The organism is Flavobacterium resistens (assembly GCF_900182645.1).
Taxonomy (GTDB): domain Bacteria; phylum Bacteroidota; class Bacteroidia; order Flavobacteriales; family Flavobacteriaceae; genus Flavobacterium; species Flavobacterium resistens.
Genome location: NZ_FXTA01000001.1, coordinates 494,901 through 517,837, shown reverse-complemented (window position 1 = coordinate 517,837; position 22,937 = coordinate 494,901). Strand labels below are relative to the sequence as shown.

Genomic DNA, 22,937 nt, shown 5'->3' with positions numbered 1-22,937 from the left:
TATTTGGCGAAGGAATTTTTAGGAGCTTAAAAAATCCTTAAAAAAGCGAAAACGTTTTTTACAGAAGCATTTAAAATAACTTTTTAAGACAACAAAAAAAGCCACAAAGATTTTTTTGTGGCTTTAAAGAAGTTTTATTTTTTGATATATATCGATCCATTTTTTGTAGATATTTTGTCCAGTTCACCTTTTTCATGCAATTTTCCAAGAATCATTCTGGCATCAAAATAAGATTTATTTAAAATGACAGCATATTCTTTTGGGGTTAATGTGGGGTAAATATCAAAAAGCGATAAAGGGTTTTCATTTGGAATTGGTTTCTTCTTTGCTTCTGGAAATATAGCTAATAAAGCATTTTCATAAGCTTCATAAGATTTTGAGCCATAAACGACAAATCGATTGTCATTTTTATCAGCAAAGAAAAATGTTGGAAAACCTCTTACACCAAGTTTTTTTCCATAATCTAAATCTTTTTGAAAAAGTTCTTCGGCATCGTCATAATCTGCTTTCAGTTTTTCGATGTTAAGATTTGCCAATTTTGCAGCTTCTTCAATGTTGTTCCATTTGGCAATGTTTTTCTTTTCTAAATATAATTTCTCACGAAGTATACGCATGAAATGAACTGCTTTTTCTTTGTTTTGCATTTGAGCTGCTTTCATTGCAATACAAGAAGGATAGGAAGAATCCAGCGGATCTTCGAGCCAGACATCTCCATCAATTGGCATTTCATAATGCAAACTTGCTTCGTCCCAATGATGTGCCACATCTGACGGTTTGCTGATTCCTCCTCTATTATAACTCCAATCCGGAAGCAGGCCACCCATACGGTAATCAATTTCAAAATAATCACCATATTCAAGTTTGAGTTTTCTTAGTTGAGGTTCAATTCCCCAGCAAGAAGAACAAATCGGATCAGTGTAATAAATTATTTTAACGGGTTTATTTTCTGTTTGAATAACGGCTGTTTCATTTGATTTTTCGGTAGAAGGCATTTCACATGTTCCAGTTACGGGATTACACAATAACGGATTTGAATTATTTTCTGTCATTTTTAAATTCGTTTGCGATTTACAGTTTAAACTGCAGATCAGGATTAATAATAGTCCTATTTTCATAAAAACGGGTTGAAAAATTAGCGTTCAGCTTTTAAATTTTCATATTTTTATGACAAAGTTCGCTAGTGTTTAATCAAAAGTCAATTAGTCAAAAAAATATGACTACAGAAAATAAAGAAGAAAAAGAAAGCGGTTGTCCTGCAGAAGGGCTTCTAAAATTATTATCAGGCAAATGGAAACCTCAGATATTTTTATTAGCGGTTGATGGACCAATACGTTTCAACGGACTTTTAAGAGATATGAAAGGCTCTAACAAACAATCAATTGCGGTGGCACTGCGTGAACTCGAAGAATTTGGACTTTTGGATAAGGAAGTTATCAAATTAAAACCGCTTCATATTGAATATAATTTATCAGAGAAAGGAAAATCTTTAATTCCGGTTTTTAGACAATTAGAATCTTTTTTTGAAAAATAATTTTCAGCATTTACATTCATTAAATTTTCATTAACAAAAAGTAAGTTTTCATTAGTTTATATTTGTAAGAGAACAAATTAAATCTAAAGAACTGTTTTTTATGAAAGCAAAGCCTTTTTTAAGCCTCTTTTTATTGGTCGTTTTATCGACAGTTTCTTATGGTCAAAACGTAAAACTTATTACGGTTGACCAACTTCATGAACGAATTAAAAACGGAAAAGACAGCACTTATGTAGTTAATTTCTGGGCAACTTGGTGTGCGCCCTGCGTTAAGGAATTACCTCATTTTGAAAAACTTCAGTCCGAATTTAAATCAGAGAAACTGGCTGTTTTATTGGTAAGTGTTGATTTTAAATCCAAATTAAATTCGGCTGTGATTCCATTCGTCAAACGAAAAAACCTTCAAAATCAAGTATTTTTATTAAACGAAAGCAGTCCGCAGGAATATATTGACCGAATCGATCCTTCATGGTCAGGAAGTATTCCGGCAACACTTTTCATTAAAGACGATAAACGGAAATTTGTTGAAACCGAATTAACATACGAACAACTATTAACTGAATATAAAAAACTATAAATTATGAAAAAGATTATCACTTTATTAGTATTAGTATTTACAGCCTGGTTATCGCAGGCGCAGACAGCAACACTGAAAGCAGGCGATCCAGCACCAGATTTTAAACTTAAAAATGTTGACAATAAAGAAGTTTCTTTTGCAAGTTTTCCTAAAGCAAAAGGATTTATTGTCGTTTTTACATGTAATACATGTCCATACGCAGTTGCTTATGAGCAGCGCATTATTGATTTGGATAAAAAATTCAGACCTCAGGGATATCCAGTAATTGCAATTAACCCAAATGATCCTGAAGCTTCAAAAGCAGATGCTTTTAATAAAATGCAGGATTTAGCAAAAGATAAAAGCTATCCTTTCCCATATTTATTCGATGCAGGACAAGTAGTTACAGATCAATATGGCGCAAAACATACACCACATATTTTTATTGTATCTAAAACTGCAAAAGGAAATGTTATTGAATATGTTGGAGCAATCGATAATGACCCAGAAGGAACAAAAACCGAAAAAACTAAATATGCCGAAGATGCAATTGCAGCTTTACAAAGCAATAAAAAACCTGCAGTTACTCAGACTAAAGAAATTGGCTGTACGGTAAAAAGAAAAGCGAAAGCTTAATTTAGAATCTTAATTTGTTAAATGAAAAACGCCTCAATTATTGAGGCGTTTTTTTGTTTTTATAAGCTTTTCAGTTTCTTCATAAAAACCGGAAAAACTTCGTTTAATTCATCAAATAAAGGGTTTTTACGATATTTTAATTTGATTTCACTGAATAATTTTAGTCCGATTGCAAACTGAGTTGCTTCAGACGGATCATCAAATAAGTTTTTATCTTTCATTTTTTGAATGATGCCAAAAATCTCATCGTGATTTGAAAATTCAATTCCGAGTTCTTTTGCAGGTTTAGTTTCACCGTTTGCGTACTCTTTTAAGCTTAATGTTAAATAATATTTGTTTGATCTTTTTTCCATGATAATTTAAAAATCTATTTTATTTTAACCATTTGTCAACGATGGTTTTGAATGGCTCTTTGTATTGTTCTCCCACTGAGATTTCGGTTTTTCCAATAAAAACAGAATGCTTGCTGATGGCGCTTATTTTGTCAAGCGAAACAATAAACGAACGATGAATTCGCATAAATTTTGACGACGGCAATTTTTCTTCTAAAGCTTTTAAGGAAATCAAGGAAAGAACCGTTTTTTGAGAATCGTCTAGATGCACTTTTACATAATCTTTCAAACTTTCGATATATAAAATATCTTTTAAAGAAATTCTGACCCAATTATATTCTACTTTCAGGAATATAAATTCATCATCAGCTGTAATAGGCTGAAAGTTATTTGAAGATTCTTCGGTTATTTGCAAAATTTTATTGGCGGCACGCAGAAATTCTTCATAACTAAAAGGTTTTAAAAGATAATCGACAGCATTTACTTTATAACCTTCAATAGCATAATGATTATAAGCGGTTGTAAAAACTATTTTAGGCATTAATCCCGGAGTATCCTGCAAAAGTCGGGCAAGTTCCATGCCCGTTAAATTAGGCATATTGATATCTAAAAAGACAATATCAGGCTGTTTTTCTCTAATTAATCCCATTGCTTCGACAGCATTATCGCAACTTGCTGCCAATTCCAGAAAAGGCGTTTGTTGGATAAAGGTTTCCACAAGTTTTAATGCCAGTGGCTCATCGTCAACTGCTATACATTTTAATATCATCATTATTCTAAATTTAGATGCAGTTTTACATTGTATTTTCCATTTTCAGCAACACCGGCCTTCAAACTATGTTTATTCGGATATATCAAATGGAGTCTTCTTTTTGTATTGGTTAAACCAATTCCGCCTTCGACCGCTGTTCCCGATTTTTCGAAATAAGTGTTTTCTACTTCAAAATCAAGATCGCTTCCGTTTTGTCTTAGCTTAATGTAAATCTCGCTTTTATCTGTGGCGTGAATTCCGTGTTTAAAAGCATTTTCTACCAAAGGAAGCAATAACATTGGAACAATCGGATAATCGTGTAATTTTTCAGGAATATCAGTAATAATCGTCAATTTGCTGTTTGCCCGAAGTTTCATCAGCGCTATGAAATCTTTCATAAACTCGGCTTCTTTCAATAAAGAAGTTGTTTCTTCTGTGCTGTAAAGCAAGTAACGCATCATTCGGCTTAAAGTATGAAGTGCATTTCTTGAATCTTCAATATCAGTATAAGTAAGCGAATAAATACTATTTAGCGAATTGAAAAAAAAGTGCGGATTAATTTGTGCCTTCAACATTGCTAATTCGGCCATGGTTTTATCCTGTTCCAATTTTTGTTTGTGTTGTGCCGCTTTTTGCCAATATTGAAGCATTGCCCAGCTGGTACTAATTCCTAAAACTAATAAGGTCAGTGTAAGGACATAATTATCAAAATAGGGATTTTTATATTTTTTAAAACCTAAAACTAAGCTGATTTTATTATGAAGATCTGTTTCTGAAGTATATAAAAAAGCAATAAACTGCATAGCAAAAATGGAAAGAAATGCCCATAGTAAAAACGGCGATGTATTGTCTTTAATAATGGTTTTTGGAACTATGATTTTGGCATTAGTATAAAAAATGACCATTAACAAAAACAATACAATGATCTGCCAAAGCCAAAATACGCCAGGAAGAATTACATTCCATGTTAAAGGGATGTAAAACAGCATGATAAAGCCCAACAAAAGCCACCCGAGAATGTGCAGTCCGATAAATAAATAAGGTCTGTAGATGTTTGAAGCCATTGTAAGTTATGATTTTTTAAAGACAATATTACATTTTATTTGAATATGATTGAGAACCAATCGCCCAAAATACATTTACAGCCATTAAAAACCATTTTCCAGCCGACGAGCCTAAAAATTAAACGCTTGTTTAATTCTGAAAAAAATCCGTCGGGTGTCAGGCTATTTCTATCGATTGTCTTTTGCTCTTCGTCTATTTGAAAAATTTTGCGCATTCAATTTTAGTTCTTTTGCTTATTAATAAATAGATAATTACACATTTTCACAATGAATAAGCAATCGTTTTTAAGCATTTTCGCGGCCTCAGTTATTATCGCCTCTTGCGGTAAGAAAGATGACAAATCGGCTCAGGCCGGCGCTGCGCCACAGGTAAAAGAGTATAAAACGCTGACATTGCAGCCAGAATCTGCAACATTATACAGCGATTATCCTGCGAGTATTCAAGGACAACAAAATATTGAAATTCGTCCTAGAGTTGAAGGTTATATTGATAAAATTTTTGTCGATGAAGGCGCTGTTGTAAAAGTAGGACAGCCATTGTTTAAAATTAGTGCGCCAGAATATGAGCAACAAGTTCGCACCGCAAGTGCCAGCATTAAAAGCGCTCAGGCAGAAGTAAGTGCTGCAAAACTGGCGGTGAATAAAGTGAGGCCTTTAGTTGAAAAAGGAATTATAAGTAAATACGATTTAGAATCAGCACAATATACTTATGAATCGGCTATGGCAACGTTGGCTCAGGCGAATGCAGCTTTAGTTAATGCTAAAACTAATTTAGGTTATACTACTGTAACAAGTCCGGTGAATGGAGTTGTAGGTTCAATACCGTTTCGTTTAGGAAGTTTGGTAAGTTCAAATACCGCAGATCCTTTGACTACGGTTTCTAGCATCGGAAATGTTTATGCTTATTTTGCTATCAATGAAAAAAAACTTTTAGATTTTACAGAAAGCAAAACACCGGGTACAACATTGGCACAAAAAATCCAAAATATGCCTGCAGTTTCATTAGTGCTTTCTGACGGAACACCTTATTCAGAAAAAGGCCGAGTTGAAACCGTTAACGGATTAATTAATACTGAAACGGGTTCGGTTACTTTCAGAGCACGTTTTGCAAATCCAAAAAGTGTTATTAGAAGTGGAAGCAGTACCACTGTTCGAATTCCGAATGAAGTAAAAGAGGCGCTAATTATTCCGCAGAGTGCAACTTATGAACTTCAGGATAAAATATTTGCAGTAACTGTTGGAAAAGATGGCAAAACAAAAAGTACCAATATTACCATTTTAGATAACAGTGCAGGAAATTATTATGTGGTAACAAGCGGTTTGCAGGCAGGAGATCAAATTGTTCTGGAAGGAGTAGCAACACTTAAAGACGGAACAGAAATTAAAAGCCAAAATCAATCTTCAGATAAAGTTTACGCCGATTTAAAATAAAAACAAATGTTTAAAAAATTCATACAACGACCTGTACTCTCAACAGTAATATCTGTTATTATTGTTATTTTGGGTGTTTTAGGATTAATTGAGTTGCCTATATCTCAATATCCGGATATTGCACCGCCAACAGTAAATGTTTCGGCGAGTTATACAGGTGCCAATGCCGATGTGGTACTGAAAAGTATCGTAATTCCATTGGAAGAGCAAATTAATGGTGTAGAAAACATGACCTACATGACTTCTACAGCCACAAATGATGGAAATGCTTCGATCAAAATTTTCTTTAAAGTAGGTACAAATCCAGATTTAGCTGCGGTAAACGTTCAGAACAGAGTTTCGAGAGCGACAAGTTTATTGCCTGTTGAAGTAACTCAGGCAGGTGTTACAGTAACTAAAAGTCAGAGCAGTAACTTGCTGATTTTCTCTTTATACAGTGATGATAAAGCTTATGATCAGACTTTTCTTCAAAATTATGCGAAGATCAATTTGGTTCCTCAAATTCAACGTGTCGTTGGAGTTGGAGATGTAACCGTTTTTGGTGCAAAAGATTATTCGATGAGAATCTGGCTGAAACCAGATGTTATGCAGCAATATAAATTGATTCCGAGTGACATTTCAGCAGCTTTGGCAGAGCAGAATATCGAAGCGGCGCCAGGTAAATTTGGTGAAAACGGAAATCAGGCATTTCAATATGTAATTAAATACAAAGGACGTTTAACCAGTGCTCAGGAATTTGAAAATATAATTATCAAATCTGTTGGGAACGGACAAATGTTACGACTTAAAGATGTAGCTAAAGTCGAGTTAGGATCGTTAAGTTATTCTTCAACAATTAAAACAAATGGTGTAGAATCGGCAGCAATGGCAATCAGTCAAACTCCGGGTTCAAATGCACGTGATGTAATTATCAATTCTAAAAAGTTAATTGAAGAAGCGGCAAAGAGTTTTCCAAAAGGAATGAAATATACCATTATGGTAGATGTCAACGAAAATTTGGATGCTTCGATAGAGAAAGTAATCCATACTTTGATTGAAGCTTTTATATTAGTTTTCATCGTAGTATTTATTTTCCTTCAGGATTTTAGATCGACTTTAATTCCGGCGATTGCGGTTCCAGTTGCGATTGTGGGAACATTTTTCTTCTTGAATTTATTCGGGTTTACAATCAACTTATTGACGCTTTTTGCGATGGTTCTTGCTATTGGTATTGTCGTCGATGATGCAATTGTGGTTGTTGAGGCCGTCCACGCGAAGCTCGATCACGGATATAAATCGGCCAAAAAAGCGACTATTCACGCAATGGACGAAATTTCTGGAGCAATTATCTCAATTACTTTGGTAATGGCGGCGGTATTTATTCCGGTAACTTTCATTAATGGATCAACAGGGGTTTTCTACAAACAATTTGGTATTACATTGGCTGTGGCCATTATCCTTTCGGCCGTAAACGCCTTGACGCTGAGTCCGGCATTATGTGCACTTTTGCTTAAACCACATGCAGATGATCATAAACATAAAAGTTATTTACAGCGTTTTTACACTTCATTTAACGTTGCATTTGATAATGTAACAGAACGATACAAACGTTCGGTGCGTTTTCTTTCTGTCAAAAAATGGATTGCATTGGCATCGATTGTGATTGCTGGTTTGGCATTAGTTTATATGATGAAAACCACGCCATCGGCTTTCGTTCCTTCGGAAGATCAGGGAACTGTTTTTGCTAATATTAGTTTGCCACCATCAGCTTCTATGGAGCGTTCTGATATTATCGCGAAACGTGTTGATAGTATTGCAAAGACGATTCCGGGAGTAAAAAATACACTTCGAATTGTTGGACAAAACTTTACAGCAGGTGCGGGAAGTGCCTACAGTATGGTTATTGTGAAATTGAAACCTTGGGATGAACGTGATTTAAGCGTTGATGATGTAATCGGACAACTTTTTGCGAAAACAAGCGGTATTCGTGAAGCTAATATATTCTTCATTTCGCCTCCAACGATTCAAGGTTTTGGACAAAGTGGTGGATTTGAATTCCAATTACAGGATAAAGGAGGACATACGACTGCTGAATTCTATAAAGTCAATAATGAATTTTTAGCAAAATTATCAGAACGTCCAGAAATTCAATACGCGACAACGCCTTTTAATCCGGGTTTCCCTCAATATATGATGGATATTAATTTGGCGAAAGCCAAAGATGCAGGAGTTTCTATAAACACGATTCTGTCGACGATGCAAGGTTATTATGGTGGATTGTATGCTTCGAATTTCAATAAATTCGGAAAACAATATCGTGTTATGATTCAGGCTTCTCCAGAATTTAGAACAAATACGGAAGGTTTGAATAAAATCTTCGTCCGTAATAACGCCGGAACAATGGCGCCAATTACAGAGTTTGTTAATATGACGAGAGTTTTTGGCCCCGAATCGATTTCAAGATTCAACTTGTTTACGTCCATTTCGATCACAGGAGCGCCAAAACCGGGTTATAGTTCAGGAGATGCTATTAAAGCAATTCAGGAAGTTGCTGCCGAAAATCTTCCTGCAGGTTATGGATATGAATTTTCAGGATTAACACGTGAAGAATTAGCTTCAGGAAGTGAAACGATTTTCATTTTCGTATTGTGTTTGGTTTTCGTTTATTTCTTATTGAGTGCGCAATATGAAAGTTATATTTTGCCATTCGCAGTATTATTATCAATTCCGTTTGGATTGGCTGGAGCTTATTTATTCTCGATTATTTTCAAACTGAACAGTAATATTTATTTGCAGATTTCCTTAATCATGTTGATTGGACTTTTAGCCAAAAACGGTATTTTGATTGTCGAATTTGCTTTGGACAGAAGGCGAAAAGGTTTGCCAATTGTTCAGGCCGCAATTGAAGGAGCCGTAGCACGTTTGCGACCAATTTTGATGACTTCGTTCGCTTTTATCCTCGGACTTGTTCCGTTAATGTTCGCAACTGGAGCTGGAGCGGTAGGTAACAAATCAATTGGTACAGGAGCGGTTGGCGGAATGTTGATTGGAACCATTTTAGGAGTTTTTGTGATTCCGGTTTTATTTATCATTTTCCAGACATTACAAGAAAAAGTAAGCGGTCCGGCAAAGGAAAGTTATGATGATGACGATGATGACGAAGATCATTTATTAGAAGCTCATAAAGCATAAAATTTAATTCAAAAGAAATGACAAATAGTTCAAATAAATATATTTTACTGGTAATGACAGCTGCACTTTTAAGTGCGTGCTCTGTTACCAAAAAGTACGAACGCCCCGCAACATTATCGACAGATAAACTCTATCGTGATCAGACTTCTGCCGATTCGACTACGATTGCTGATATGCCGTGGCAAAGTGTTTTTAAAGATGAAAAACTAAATGCACTGATTCAGAAAGGACTTGATCAAAACTTGAATCTGAAAAATGCAATTGAAAATATTGTGCAGGCAAATGCTTCGCTGCGTCAGAGTAAATTAGCGTATTATCCAACTTTGCAATTGGATGCAAATGCAACGCATACCAAACAATCTGAAGCAGGACTTAATTTTCCGGCAGGAATTAATATCAATACATTAACAACAACGTATAAATTAGGTTTAAGCACTTCTTGGGAAGCTGATATCTGGGGAAAATTAAGCAGTAAAAAAAGAGCTGCATTGGCAACATATTTAGCTTCAGATGCAGCGAAACAGGCAGTTCAAACACAGTTGATTGCTGATATTGCCAATAACTATTTCAGATTATTAGCTTACGACAAACAATTGGCGATAACTCAGGAAACCTTGGAAAGCCGAATCAAAAACGTTCAGACAATCAAAGATTTAAAAGAAGGAGCAATTGTTACAGGCGCAGCTGTGGTACAAAGTGAAGCCAATCAGCATGCGGCTGAGGTTTTGATTCCAGATTTAAAACAAAGTATCCGCGAGACTGAAAATGCAATAAATATTTTGTTAGGACAAGCGCCAGGACCAATTGATAGAGGAGAATTAGGATCACAGATTGTTCCTGAAAAACTGGCTTTAGGATTACCTTCACAATTATTAGAGAATCGTCCAGATGTTCGTCAGGCAGAATTCAATTTCAGAACTGCTTTTGAAATGACGAATATGGCCAAAACCTATTTTTATCCGAGTTTGACGCTTACAGCGAGCGGCGGTTTTTCAAATTTAGAATTAAAAGATTTCTTTGCCAATTCAGTATTTTACTCTTTAATAGGTGGATTGACACAGCCGATCTTTAATCAAGGCGTTAATAAAATGAGATTGACAACAGCGCAGTCTCAGCAAGTACAGGCTTTTAATAATTTTCAACAAAGTCTTTTAACTGCTGGTCAGGAAGTTTCGAATGCGTTGTACACGTATCAAATGGCGGCCGAAAAAGAAGATTCAAGAACCAAACAAATTGAAGCTTTAATAAAAGCGGTAGATTATACAAAACAGTTGTTGGAATACAGTTCTGCTACCAATTATACAGATGTTTTAACATCGGAACAAAACCTTTTGGCAGCGCAATTGAGCGGTGTTAATGATAATCTGCAAAAACTGCAGGCTGTTGTTGATTTATACCGAGCTTTAGGTGGCGGCTGGAAGTAAAACGTTGAAAAAACATCTCAAATTCTGAGATGTTTTTTTTAGAATGTACGTCGGTTGAGAAGCTTTTTTCGTCGATTAGTTTGGTGGTTTTGTATAATGGATGCGGAAAAAAGCATATTTGGCATTACTTTAGATTACTATTTACTGTAATTAATATTTAAAATTAAAAAAAGATGAAAAAGTTAGTATTCGCCTTAATGCTTTTTACAAGTGTTTTTGCTCAGGCACAGGTTTCAGTTAATGTAAATATTGGAACACCTCCAAATTGGGGACCGGTTGGTTATGACAATAGCAGATATTATTATTTGCCAGATATTGATGTTTATTATGATATAAACCAAAGTGTATTTATTTCTGATAATAATGGAAGATGGGTACGCGCAAAAAGACTTCCGGATAGATACAGAAATTATGATCTTTATTCAGGTTATAAAGTGGTTTTGAATGATTACAGAGGAGATGCTCCTTACACATATCATACTAAACACAGAGCAGAATATCCAAAAGGATATCATGGAAAACCTCAGAAAAACAGAGGTGAAAAACCTGAAAAACATAATAACGGAAAACATAAAGGAAACGACAAACATTCAGATAAAAACCACGATCACCATTAATCAAATTTAAACATGACAAAGAAAAACGTCCCGAGTTTCGGGACGTTTTTTGATTTTAATGTGTTTTATTTTAAAGTTTTAAGTAGAAAAAGTTAACCCTTTAGCTTTAAAATTGCTGAACAAAACCTGACGCGCACTGCTTATTGTTTCTTCGGTACGGTAAATGCTGCACCAGAATTTAATCAACAGTTTATATTTCCCGTCTGAAATTGCGGTGTAGAATAGTTGAGGTGCTTTTTCCAGATTAATTAACGGTAAACTTTCAAGTGCCTGCATTACAATTTCGTTTATAGCATCTGGAGTAGTGTCACCATTGATTTCGATTGCAACTTCGACAAGTTTAAAATTGTCTGTATACGTCCAGTTTGTAATGTTTTGAGACAATAAATTTCCATTCGGAATAATGATTTCAGCACCATTTGGCGCATTGATTTTTGTCGTTCTTAAACCCATCGATTTCACTCGGCCGGATTCTGAACTAATTTCGATAACATCTCCAATCTGAATTGGTTTATCGAAAATTAAAATTACACCCGATACAAAATTATTTACCACATTTTGAAGTCCAAGTCCGACACCAACTCCAAGTGCACCCAACAGAATACTTAGTTTATCCAATGGCATTCCTGAAGCTGCTACGGCCAAAAGATAACCTGCAATCAAAACAATAAGTCTGGTAATTAATAACTTAGAATGTTGTCTTTTGTTGACGTTTTCTTCGTTTTCATCATCGATTTCACCAAAAAAGTAAGCTACATACTTTTGAAGAAGATGCGCAATCCAAATAATGATAAAAAACAAAACAATATTTCCCAAAGTAAAAGTAATACTTCCGATAGTGTTTGGATGACTTAGTAAGTTTCCTAAAGAAGTACGAAGTGATTCCCAAATATTTAAATTAGAAGCAATTACCACAAGCCACATATAACTGATTACTATTATAAAAGGCTTTTTTAAGGTATCGGATAAACTTTCATAATCAAAAATCTTTTCTAAACCGCGCTTAATTCTTGTCGTATATATTTGAAGCAGAATAATTTCAAGAATAATCTTCAATAAAACACTCAAGGCAATAATCTGCGTAAGCGAAATAAAAGCGGTAAGCGTCAGCATATTTGAAAGAGAAACTCTTCCAAAAATGTTATAAAGTATTGATAAACCATTAAAACCAATAAAAAGGATACTTGCCCATTTAAAAAATCCTTTGATATACAGTTGATCTTTAATGCTTTTTATTTGCACCAAACCATATCGTATTCCCAGAATATTAATTACAATAAAAGCACAACGCTGGATAAATCCAACTTCTATAAATAAATCCAGAAAACAAAGTGTAAAGAAAAGACCCAAAAGCAGTGCCCAATTTTTCATTGATTGTGCCGACCATCTGTTTTTAAATAGTACAGTAAGAATTCCGAGTAAAATAAGCTGAAGCATTTCTAAAAACAGGGCAGGAGCATACAAATTGCTTACAACGGCAATATTTAGCCCGATAACAAGAACGGGAATGAGAACACCTCGATTTAAGTAATTAAAATTGAAATGACTAAGGTTTTCAACATATCCGTTTTCTTTTAAGTATTTTAAATTACGGGAAATGTACCAAAACAAAATTCCCATAAAGAATAGCAGTGTAATTAATCCGCCAGCACGGTAACTTAGATAATAAGTGGCAACGCTTTTTTCTATAATTACTTTTGCTCTTATATTTTGTGATACGGCTTTTTTAGGTACAGAATCGTTTGTGCTCCATAAAAACGGATATTCTTTTCTAAGAATACTAATTCCGGATTGTTCCAGTTTATCTTCAACCGCAATTAAGGCATTTGATACCGCAATTTTTCTTTCTACAGTCAGTCTTTTTTTGTTGTTTAAAATACCTTGATTTTTAGACATCAAACTGTCTGTCGCCAGATATCTTTTTTTGAGGTTGGCAAACTCTTTTTTGAATTGTTTACGACGAACAGTATCTTTTATGAGTTCCATAAAAGTTTTGTCTTTGTGTAAATCGACAAACCTGTTTTTGATTTTTTCGAGATTGGCATTTCGGGAATTGATAGCCGTATTTTGGTCTTCCAATTCTTGCTGAATCTCTTTCAGAACAATACGATACATTTGCTGATTACGCACATTCGGATTTGCGCCTTTCAGACTCGTTAAAATAAGATCAAGTTTGCTTTGCGTTCTTTTGATTTCACCAAATATATGACGCGTTTCACCATCAAAATCGGCGTCGTTGTAGGCAGATTCCATAACCTCGCCAGCTTTTTCAATTGCCATCAGGTAATCGCTGTCGGTTGTGGTTTTTTCAAATAATTTTGGGCGGTTTTCTTTTTTTTGCGGAGCAGTTTGTGAGTAGGCAATTGGTCCAAAAAACAAGATTGCAAATAAGGCGAATAAGTAAAGGTAACTTTTTTTTAGAATCATAATTTAAGAATGAAATTTGGGTTCTCAAATTTAATTTTTTTTTGCCTATTTCTAAGGTGTAATTAACGAAATATTATAGGAAATATAACTTAGAATATCTAAAAGAATAAAAAGGAAAACCTTTGAAAAAGTATATTCATCCATACTATTTGTTTTTTTAAGCATTTAAAACTTTGCTTTAAAGTGTTTAATATTGAAGTTTTTAGATTTAATAACTTTTCCTTTATCCGTAATCATCAAACAAGAATATTCTGGGTGTTTTTCGAGTAAAATTAAACCTTCTTTTTGCCCTAAGACCATCAGCGAAGTACTTAAGCCATTTGCAGTTTCAGCATTTGGTCCAAAAACCGTTACACTGCATAAACCTGTTACTGGATAACCCGTTGCAGGATTAATAATATGCGAATACCTTTTGCCGTTAAAAACAACAAATTTTTCATAACTGCCAGAAGTAGTAACGGCTTGTTCTTCAAGCGGAACAACAGCCAAAAGTTTTTCAGGATTAAACGGATTTGTAATGCCAATTTTCCAAGGCATTCCGTTTGGTTGTTTTCCCCATGTACTCATGTCGCCCGAACCGTTTATAATTCCAGCTTTGATGCCTTTTGCAAGCATCATGGCGCGACATTTATCAGTTGCGTAACCCTCGCCCAAAGCGCCAAATCCAATTTTCATTCCTTTTAATTTCAGGAAAATTGTCGATTGAACGCTATCTAAAATAATGTTTTTGTAACCCACTTTCTCAACTGATTTTTTTATGGCTTCCGCCGAAGGCATTTCAGTCATGGAACCATCGAATTTCCAGATTCTATCCATTGCTGCGAAACTTACATCAAATCCGCCGTTCGTTATTTTAGATAATTTAATGGCTCTTTGCGCAAGTTCGAAAACTTCTCTATCAACTTTTATCGGTTTTATTCCAGCATTTTGATTGACTTCAGAAACTTGTGAAGTTGCTTTCCAGTCGGATATTAAATTTTCAATTCGTGAGATTTCGGCAATCACCAAATCAATATTTTGCTCTGCTGTTAATGAATCATTTGCTACAATTGTAATATCGAAACGCCCACCCATTAAAAGAGTAGTTCTTTTTCGCAAAACCTGAGCATTGCCTGAAAAGAAACATAAAATTGCAAGAAGCAATAGTATTCGATATAATAATTTCGGCTTCATGATATAAATTTTTTAATAGCAATCGGTTAGTAATTGTCTATTATTTTTATATTCGGATACATTTTTTAGTCCATTTGCCTGACATAATTCATCTAAAATAGTTTCGACGTCTTTTTGCATAGCGAGAGAACCGCAAATCATGATAATGCCATTTTCTCTTAACAAATCAACAAAGAAATTGGCATCTTTTTTAATTAAATCCATCACGTAAAAATGCTCAGCTTCGCGCGATAAAGCCAGATGAAAATTTTGTAGCTGTTTTTTCTGAATCATCTCAGAAGTAAATTTTTTATATCCAGCAACCATTTCTGTTTCCATTCGGAATCCAGCATACAAATGTGTTTCGATTTTTTTCTTGTTTTGTTCAATCATTCCAAGAAAAGGCGCAATTCCAGTACCGTTAGAAATTAAAGCTACTTTCGAAGCTTTTTTTGGAAAATGAAAAGCTTGATTATTGATAATTCTTGCTTTGATAATTTTTCCAGGCGTTAAATCATTTAAGAAGCCAGAACCCAATCCGTGCGGATGAAGTTTGACAACCAATTGTACGTTTCCAGAATGATTTCCAATCGAGTAGAGGCGCTCCCTTGTGTCGTTTGCGGGATAAATCGCCAGTAAATCTCCAGAAGTAAATTTGGCTCTCATATTGGCGCGCAAAGTAACTAAAAAAGTCTGTTCCGATTCAGAAACCAATGTTTTATCTAAAACCATTAATTTCTGAAGTCCTTTTGGGACATGATTATAAACGGATGGCGTTGTTGATAATGAAATTCCAGTTTTGGTACTCCATAACTTAATCCATTCTACAAACTCGGTTGCTGATTTATCGTTTACTGTTTGCAATTCTAAAAAGCGCTCAGCCCAATTTTGCTGTTCTAAAAGCTGATCGATTTCAATAGCAAATCCACAAAAATCCGGATACGATTTTGATCCAAAACCAACAACAGAAAAGCTAATTTTCTGGTTTTGATTGTATTTCTTTAGTAATGAAATAAATTTCCCTCCATTGGATGGGGCATCTCCCAAACCATGAGTAGATGAGAAAACTATAATATGTTCTGCCTTTGGAAAAACAGTGAAATTATTTAATTCCGAAATATGTGCTTTATGCCCGTGATCGATTAATTGTTTCAGAATAGCATTCGCAAAACGCAAAGTGCTTCCGTTTTCTGAACCAACTAAAAGAATAACAGAACTTTCTGCAGCTTTGAATTTGTTTTTAATTCGGCTTGATCTTCTTTTTAAAGTTATTGCAAAACCCGAATAAATGAAAAACAGAATATTTAAGCAAGCAATTGCGAGAATAACAGCCCAAATTGCATTTATTCTTCCTGTATGAATATCAAGGCTCAATGCTGCTAATTGAAGTGACATTGGCGAAAGCTTTTCAGTAATTACAGCACCTGTAACCTGATTCACTTCAATTTCGCGGTCTTTTAATTCAATGATATAATATTCTTCCGGATCATCTGTAAAAGGAAATTCGATTTTTTTCACATCCTTCAAAAGCGTTTTTTCAAAAATTGAAGTTTTTTTAGCTTCTGCTGAAAGTTCGGTTTTTACAGGTTTTGCTTTTTCATCTCCCATGAAAAAATTAAATCTTTCAAGCGAGAGATAAGTTCCGGTTAGAGCAATAATTAAAATCGGAATTAAAGCTAATCTTCCTAAAACAACATGATAATATTGCGCAAAATATTCTTTGATTACTTTCGAAAAGAAATTGCGAATTCCTCTTTGACGGCTCAAAACAAGCATAAATCCTGAAATTGCAATCAGGAATAATAAAAACGAAATTACGCCAACAAAAAAACGCCCCGTTTCATGAAGAAACAAAGAGCGGTGAAGACTTGTAATCCACTGAATAAATTCACTTTTTTTTGCAGGAGTTCCTAATGTTTTCCCTGTTTTAGCGTCAATGTAAGCATTGATGTCATTTCCATCTTCATCAATTGCCTGAAGCGTTACAAATTGATTGTAATCGACACTTAATTCGGTAATCTCAGCATATTTCTTTTTTAAAACAGGAAGCGTTTGACCTAAAGTTAAGGTATCAAAATTTTCTGTTTTGTAGGGCAAAGTTTTTTCCTGTACAGCATCTACGGCTAAAATAATTCCTGTAACGGATGCCAGCAGTAAAAACAAAGAAGAAAACAAAGCCAAGGCTAAGTGTGTGTAGCGCCAAAAAGAAAGAGTCATTGAATGTAAGCTAAAAGGTAATCAAATATAAATCTGGAATGTAAGGTATTAAATTTTGTTTAATCTTACATATCTGATGTAACCTTTACCGTCAGTTTTATCAGCAAGACCAGCTGTCGTCAATGGAATTTCTAAATCAGTTACATAATATTTTTGATCTTCAACAGCCGATTCAAATCGTAATTTGTATCCTTTATTGATTTTAGCATCATCGATTTCAAAAGTGGTAACACTTCGGTCCCCTCCAGTAACTGACGCTCCTGAGATAGCGCTAACATCATCGCCTTTTGCAGTATGAAATTTGTTCCATTCTTTTAATGATTTGTACCATTTTTTATCATCTCCCATTACATAAAGTGTTTTCTCGTAATCGCCTTTTGGATTAATTAAAGAAACCACAATATATGCACCTTCTCCCATATAATTTGCCATTTGAAGCATGCATTTATATTTGCTTGCTTGTGCATTAGACTGAAAAGAGATAAGGCAGATAAGAGCACTTGTAAGTGCGATTTTTAGAATTGATTTCATGTGTTTTAATTATGAATTATGAGTTATGAGTTAAGAATTGTGAGTTACGAATTGAACTCAAAACTCATAATTCATAACTTTTTTAAATTTATTTTAAAAATTCGATTGATATGTTTTGTTTTGTCAAAGACTCATTTTCTTTTGCTAATGCATAAGCGCTTTCGTCAAACTCTGTTGTAAGTTCTTTTTTAGCACCAATTGAAAGCAAGTATTTCAAGATAGTGTCATCTTTTGCAACCATTGCTGCTTTATGAAGTGCAGTGATTCCGTCTTTATTTTTTGCATTTACGTCGATGTTTAAAGAAGCTAATTTTTTAAGCAAAGAAAGATCGTTTTTTGCAGCTGCAAAATGATATAAAGTGCTTCCGTCTTTTTGAGGTGCAGCAAGATTCAATCCTTTTTCCTGTAATAGTTTTGCTTTAGCATCAAAAGTATCTTGTTTAGGGTCTGGTCTGTAAGCTTGAACTAAGTAAAAACCTAAATTATTTCCGTCTTTATCAAGAACGTTAGCATCAGCATTTTTCCCTAAAAGAAGCGCAACAGCCTCAGGAGTTCCTGATTTCACTGCCATTGTCAAAGCCGATTCTCCTTTTGGATTTTGCAGATTGATGTTTTTTGCCGTTGGTAATAACAATTCTAAAGCGCCATTTTCTCTCGCGCCTGCAGCAACCATAAATGGTGTATTTCCGTCATTGTTTATTTTATTTGCATCAACGCCTTTTGAAAGAAAATAAGCGATGATTTCTTTTTGATTTGGTTTTCCAGCCAATAAATGAAGTACATTATCTCCAGATTTTGCAGTTACAGTTGGTTTTAATTTTAAATCTTCAACTAAAAATTTATAAGCTTCAAGCGAAGTCGTTTCTCTACGGCTTCCTTGCGTCGCAAATAAAAGAGCATTGTCAGTAGCTTTTACTTTTCTGTCTAATAATTTTTTCAAAAGAACGATATTACCCGTTCTGGCTGCATAATCAAATGCAGTGCTGCCATTTTTATCAGTATCTTTTAGAGATAAACCTTTTGTCGTTAAAAAATCGGCAAGTTTTAAATCCTTGTCAGATGGAATTCCTAAGAGAAGCAAGTTTTCTCCATCTTTATATTTTTTCTTCGGATCGATTCCTGCTTTGAAAAAAGCTTCGTAAAGCGCTGGATCAGATTGTCCATTGCCTGCAGCAAAAACAAGTGGCGTAGTTCCGTGACTGTCTTCAAAATTAACATCAGATCCTTTTGATATTAAATAGTTTACTAATTCGGTATTGCCTCTGTAAGCTGCCCAGTGCAAATAAATACGATTATCGTGTGTAGATTTGTTTATAGGATTTCCTGGCTGATCTAATAAGAATGTTATAGTAGCGAAAGGCGCATCATTGTTAATGGCTAATGTTGTAACATCAAAAGCATTTGCATTAGCTTCTGCAGGATTGTTTCCTTTTGCAATTTCAGCTTTAACTGTCTCTGTATTTGGAGTTGTTTTCCAAAATGAAGCTTCTAATAATGTGTTTTTTTGCTGAGCATTAACAAATAAAGCGGTAGTTAATGCTAAAGAAAGAAAGATATTCCTTTTCATATTTTGGTATTTGTTGTTTTTCAATTAGTTAAACTTTTTTATTCTTTATGGATTAAATCATTTGTAATAAATGATTCTATTTAGAATAAATAAAAATAACGCAAATGTAAAAATTAATCTCAGTAAATCAATTTATTTGGCTCAGAAACTTTGGTCTTAAGCATATTTTAAGATTTTTTTTCTTCTATAAGACATATAAGATAGATAAAAGTTTAATTCAGTTCAAAATTTATTTTATAAAACAAAAATGGCTATAATTCTCATTAAATAGTAATTTAGTGGCCGTTTCCGAATGGAATTAAAATTCAAAAACCCAAAAACAATTTTTGCATGGAGAATATAACCGTAATTATCATGTTACTGTTTGGAGTCGCTTTTTTAAGCTTAATAAGCAAAAAGTATAATTTTCCAATTCCTATTGTATTGGTTCTTTGCGGTGTGGCAATCAGCACAGTTCCGGATTTGCCGGTCATCGCCCTAAATCCCGAAGTAGTTTTCATTATATTTTTGCCACCGCTTTTATATCATGCAGCCTGGTACACGAGTTGGTTTGAGTTTAAAAAAACAATTCGCCCAATTACACTCGCAGCTGTCGGACTGGTTTTGTTTACCACAATTGCCGTTGCTCTAGCGGCACATATGCTTATAGATGATATCTCTTGGCCGTTAGCATTTTTGCTTGGCGCAATTGTTTCGCCTCCCGATGCAGTTTCAGCAACTTCAATTACAAAAGGACTTGGATTGCATCCGAGATTAATTGCGATTCTTGAAGGTGAAAGTTTACTTAATGATGCGAGCGGACTTGTAGCTTATAAATATGCTCTTACAGCTATTGTAGCGGGAAATTTTGTGCTTTGGGAAGCAGGTTTGAACTTCTTTATCATGTCGACTTTAGGAATTGCAATAGGATTGCTTGTTGGATATGTAATGAGCATTATTCATACAAAATTTGTTTGTGATGATATAATCGAGGCGACGCTGACACTTTTAACTCCTTTTGCATCTTATTTAATTGCAGAACATTTTGAATGCTCGGGAGTGCTTGCGGTTGTGACAACAGGTCTTTTTCTTTCAGCCAGATCTGGTAAAATTTTTACTCATGAAAGCCGTATGATGGCTGGAACGATCTGGAATATTTTGACGAATATTTTAAACGGGCTGATTTTCATTTTAATCGGACTTCAGTTGCGTCATATTATTGGAGGAATCAGTAATTATTCGGGAACTGCATTGTTTTTATGGGGAGCGAGTATAAGTGCTGTTGTTATTTTGGTGCGCTTTTTATGGATTGTTCCGGCAACTTTGCTTCCGAGATTTCTCAGCAAACGAATCCGTGAAAAAGAAGAATTTGATTATCGCAATATGATTATTTTTGGCTGGTCTGGAATGCGTGGCGTGGTTTCTATGGCTGCTGCATTGGCTTTACCATTAATGATAAGCGAGAAAGAAGCATTTCCATTTCGTAATCTAATAATTTATTTAGTTTTCTGTGTGATCCTTTCTACATTGGTCATTCAGGGACTTACACTTCCGTTGCTTATTCGAAAATTAAAATTACAACCTTATTCTATTTTGGCCGAAGAATATCAAATTCGGAATGTGATTGTTTCTGAGACTATTGCGCACATTGAAGATAATTTTTCATTGCTTAATGACGATTTACTCCATAATATTAAAAGCAAATATGAAGTAAAATTTAATCGTTTGCAGAAAACAGAACTTCCTGCAAATTTCTTTGGAAAAGGAAATGTAATGGGAGGGGAGATTTTTAATGATTTTACAAAACTTCAGATTGATCTGTTGAATGTTGAGCGAGCTAAACTAGAAGTAATGCATAAAAATGGTGCTGTAAACGAAGAGATTTTTAGAAAAATAGAAAAAGAGCTAGATCTTGAAGAAACACGACTTTGGATGGAAATGTATGACGAATAAGATAATTTGAAAATTAGATAATTAGGCAATTAACTCAAGTCAAATTTAGAAATCATATAATGTTGTAAAATAACTTATATTTACATCTCATATTATTTATTTCATGGAAGAGAATAAACATGTAACGATCTACGATATTGCAGAGAAGTTGAATTTAGCAACTTCCACAATATCAAGAGCTTTAAAAGACCATCATTCAATAAGTGATAAAACCATAAAAAAAGTCAAAAAGGCAGCCAAAGAAATGGGATTTGTTCCTAATACTCTGGCAGCAGGTTTGCGCGGTAATAAAACAAAAACCATTGGAGTCTTGATTCCAACGGTTACACAGCCGTTTTTATCATCATTAATTAGCGGTATTGAAATTACAGCACAAAAATCTGACTATTCTGTAATTATTATGCAGTCGCATGACTCGTATGCAGATGAAGTAAATATGGCTAAATCACTGTACAGCAACCGTGTGAGCGGTGTGATTTGTTCGCTTGCCATGGAAACCCGTGATACATCTCATTTTGAACAATTTTCAAATAATAATATTCCTCTTGTATTTGTCGACAGGGTTCCAAAAGATTACAATACTTTTAGAGTTGTAATTGATAATTATTCGGCTGGTTATAAAGCGACAAAACACCTTATTGAGCAAGGCTGTCTTAGAATTGCGCATTTGACTGCTGGCGCCGAATTTGGAAATCTGTATAATGAAAGAAGAAGAGGCTATATGGAAGCCCTGAGAGATCATAATTTGCCCATAATTGAGGAATTGATTGTTGATTTGAAATCGGTTACTTATGAAGATGGAGTAAAAGCAAGCAATAAATTATTTGATTTGAAACCAATTCCAGACGGAATTTTTGCATCGGGAGATATTATAGCGGTAAGCGCCGTTCAGACTGCGAAAAAAAGAGGAATAAAAGTTCCCGAAGATCTAGCGGTTATTGGCTTTAATAACGATCCAATTTCTGAAATTATCGATCCTAATTTATCGACAATTACCCATCCGGCAGAAAAAATGGGAAAAGCAGCTGCAGAAATCATCATAAAAAACTTAAAATCACTTAAAGAGAGTGAAGTTCAGGAAATTACATTCTTAAATACCGAAGTTTTGGTTAGAGAATCATCACATCGAAAAGACACAAAGTAATTTAAGGCTTAAATTTCTATACTATAAAATCCCGCTATTACAATAGCGGGATTTTTTGCCTTTATGAGCAACCGATTGCCTTTTAAGTCTATTTTTCTGAATAAAATAGATTCGTTTACAATTTTCCCACAATGCTTAAGTACAACTGTCAGATTACTTACAATTTCCTTTATCTTATAATTGTAAGTAGATTTTAAAAGAAAACAGATTTTTAATTTTTACATTTTTTTTAACTAATCGATTCAATCATTAATTTATCTACAACGTTTTCGTAATTAAATACTGGTGTTTTGTATTATATTTAAAAATTTAGTAAAATAATTATATTATATGTTTTTAAAACGGTGTTTTTTTTAATTATTCAAACAAAAAAATTGCACAACCGGTTGTGTGTTGTTGCATTTTATATATATTTGTTCAAATAAAGATTTGTTTTGGATTCATTATGATTCAA

The 22,937-nt window shown here is 34.3% G+C and carries 18 protein-coding genes; 9 read left to right on the top strand and 9 right to left on the bottom strand.

From position 1 onward, the window contains the following. Nucleotides 1-134: 134 nt before the first annotated feature. On the bottom strand, nt 135-1,049 hold the full coding sequence (locus FN795_RS02140; protein ID WP_142449161.1) for a DsbA family protein: 915 nt from the start codon (nt 1,047-1,049) through the stop codon (nt 135-137). Nucleotides 1,050-1,213: 164 nt separating this feature from the next. Between FN795_RS02140 and FN795_RS02135 the strand changes: the two genes are divergently transcribed. The 3 genes from FN795_RS02135 (at nt 1,214) to FN795_RS02125 (ending at nt 2,723) form a co-directional block, all read left to right on the top strand. Then, on the top strand, nt 1,214-1,531 hold the full coding sequence (locus FN795_RS02135; RefSeq protein ID WP_142449160.1) for a winged helix-turn-helix transcriptional regulator: 318 nt from the start codon (nt 1,214-1,216) through the stop codon (nt 1,529-1,531). Nucleotides 1,532-1,631: 100 nt separating this feature from the next. Continuing rightward, nucleotides 1,632-2,108 carry a TlpA family protein disulfide reductase gene (locus FN795_RS02130; RefSeq protein ID WP_035644566.1) on the top strand — a complete coding sequence of 159 codons (477 nt, stop codon included), beginning with the start codon at nt 1,632-1,634 and terminating at the stop codon, nt 2,106-2,108. A 3-nt stretch (nt 2,109-2,111) separates the two neighbouring features. Continuing rightward, nucleotides 2,112-2,723, top strand: a complete 612-nt coding sequence (locus FN795_RS02125; protein WP_142449159.1) for a thioredoxin family protein — start codon at nt 2,112-2,114, stop codon at nt 2,721-2,723. A gap of 59 nt (nt 2,724-2,782) precedes the next feature. On the opposite strand, the gene FN795_RS02120 is transcribed toward FN795_RS02125, so the two are convergent. The 3 genes from FN795_RS02120 to FN795_RS02110 are packed head-to-tail and all read right to left on the bottom strand — an operon-like array spanning nt 2,783 to nt 4,870. Beyond that, nucleotides 2,783-3,076: a DUF3861 family protein gene (locus tag FN795_RS02120; RefSeq protein WP_142449158.1), complete on the bottom strand. Its 294-nt coding sequence runs from the start codon at nt 3,074-3,076 to the stop codon at nt 2,783-2,785. A gap of 19 nt (nt 3,077-3,095) precedes the next feature. Further along, nucleotides 3,096-3,827 carry a LytR/AlgR family response regulator transcription factor gene (locus tag FN795_RS02115; protein WP_142449157.1) on the bottom strand — a complete coding sequence of 244 codons (732 nt, stop codon included), beginning with the start codon at nt 3,825-3,827 and terminating at the stop codon, nt 3,096-3,098. Beyond that, nucleotides 3,827-4,870 carry a sensor histidine kinase gene (locus FN795_RS02110; protein ID WP_142449156.1) on the bottom strand — a complete coding sequence of 348 codons (1,044 nt, stop codon included), beginning with the start codon at nt 4,868-4,870 and terminating at the stop codon, nt 3,827-3,829. The genes FN795_RS02115 and FN795_RS02110 overlap by 1 nt, the downstream gene beginning before the upstream one ends. A 267-nt stretch (nt 4,871-5,137) precedes the next feature. On the opposite strand from FN795_RS02110, the gene FN795_RS02105 reads away from it, so the two are divergent. From FN795_RS02105 to FN795_RS02090, 4 genes are all read left to right on the top strand, one after another. Continuing rightward, nucleotides 5,138-6,301, top strand: coding sequence for an efflux RND transporter periplasmic adaptor subunit (locus FN795_RS02105; protein ID WP_142449155.1), 1,164 nt, complete (start codon nt 5,138-5,140; stop codon nt 6,299-6,301). A gap of 6 nt (nt 6,302-6,307) precedes the next feature. Further along, complete coding sequence (locus FN795_RS02100; RefSeq protein ID WP_142449154.1) at nt 6,308-9,472, top strand: efflux RND transporter permease subunit; 3,165 nt, start codon at nt 6,308-6,310, stop codon at nt 9,470-9,472. 17 nt (nt 9,473-9,489) lie between these two features. Then, on the top strand, nt 9,490-10,896 hold the full coding sequence (locus FN795_RS02095; protein ID WP_142449153.1) for an efflux transporter outer membrane subunit: 1,407 nt from the start codon (nt 9,490-9,492) through the stop codon (nt 10,894-10,896). Between the two features lie 173 nt (nt 10,897-11,069). Beyond that, nucleotides 11,070-11,513 (top strand): hypothetical protein, encoded by a 444-nt coding sequence (locus FN795_RS02090; protein WP_142449152.1) that lies wholly within the window; start codon nt 11,070-11,072, stop codon nt 11,511-11,513. A 78-nt stretch (nt 11,514-11,591) separates the two neighbouring features. Here the strand turns inward: FN795_RS02090 and FN795_RS02085 are convergent, their stop codons facing one another. The 5 genes from FN795_RS02085 to FN795_RS02065 all read right to left on the bottom strand — a co-directional run bounded on the left by FN795_RS02085 (nt 11,592) and on the right by FN795_RS02065 (nt 19,407). Then, nucleotides 11,592-13,940, bottom strand: a complete 2,349-nt coding sequence (locus FN795_RS02085; RefSeq protein ID WP_142449151.1) for a mechanosensitive ion channel family protein — start codon at nt 13,938-13,940, stop codon at nt 11,592-11,594. A gap of 165 nt (nt 13,941-14,105) precedes the next feature. Continuing rightward, nucleotides 14,106-15,113: an FAD:protein FMN transferase gene (locus FN795_RS02080; protein ID WP_142449150.1), complete on the bottom strand. Its 1,008-nt coding sequence runs from the start codon at nt 15,111-15,113 to the stop codon at nt 14,106-14,108. Between the two features lie 12 nt (nt 15,114-15,125). Continuing rightward, nucleotides 15,126-17,309 carry a PepSY domain-containing protein gene (locus tag FN795_RS02075; RefSeq protein WP_142449149.1) on the bottom strand — a complete coding sequence of 728 codons (2,184 nt, stop codon included), beginning with the start codon at nt 17,307-17,309 and terminating at the stop codon, nt 15,126-15,128. Nucleotides 17,310-17,357: 48 nt separating this feature from the next. Further along, a complete protein-coding gene (locus tag FN795_RS02070; RefSeq protein WP_142449148.1) occupies nt 17,358-17,840 on the bottom strand; it encodes a DUF2271 domain-containing protein in 483 nt (160 codons plus the stop codon). An 88-nt stretch (nt 17,841-17,928) separates the two neighbouring features. Then, the gene (locus tag FN795_RS02065; protein WP_142449147.1) at nt 17,929-19,407 is read right to left on the bottom strand and encodes an ankyrin repeat domain-containing protein; all 1,479 of its coding nucleotides are present in this window, start codon (nt 19,405-19,407) and stop codon (nt 17,929-17,931) included. 330 nt (nt 19,408-19,737) lie between these two features. On the opposite strand from FN795_RS02065, the gene FN795_RS02060 reads away from it, so the two are divergent. Next, on the top strand, nt 19,738-21,339 hold the full coding sequence (locus FN795_RS02060; RefSeq protein ID WP_142449146.1) for a Na+/H+ antiporter: 1,602 nt from the start codon (nt 19,738-19,740) through the stop codon (nt 21,337-21,339). A gap of 103 nt (nt 21,340-21,442) precedes the next feature. Continuing rightward, nucleotides 21,443-22,483 (top strand): LacI family DNA-binding transcriptional regulator, encoded by a 1,041-nt coding sequence (locus tag FN795_RS02055; RefSeq protein WP_142449145.1) that lies wholly within the window; start codon nt 21,443-21,445, stop codon nt 22,481-22,483. Nucleotides 22,484-22,937: the final 454 nt, after the last annotated feature.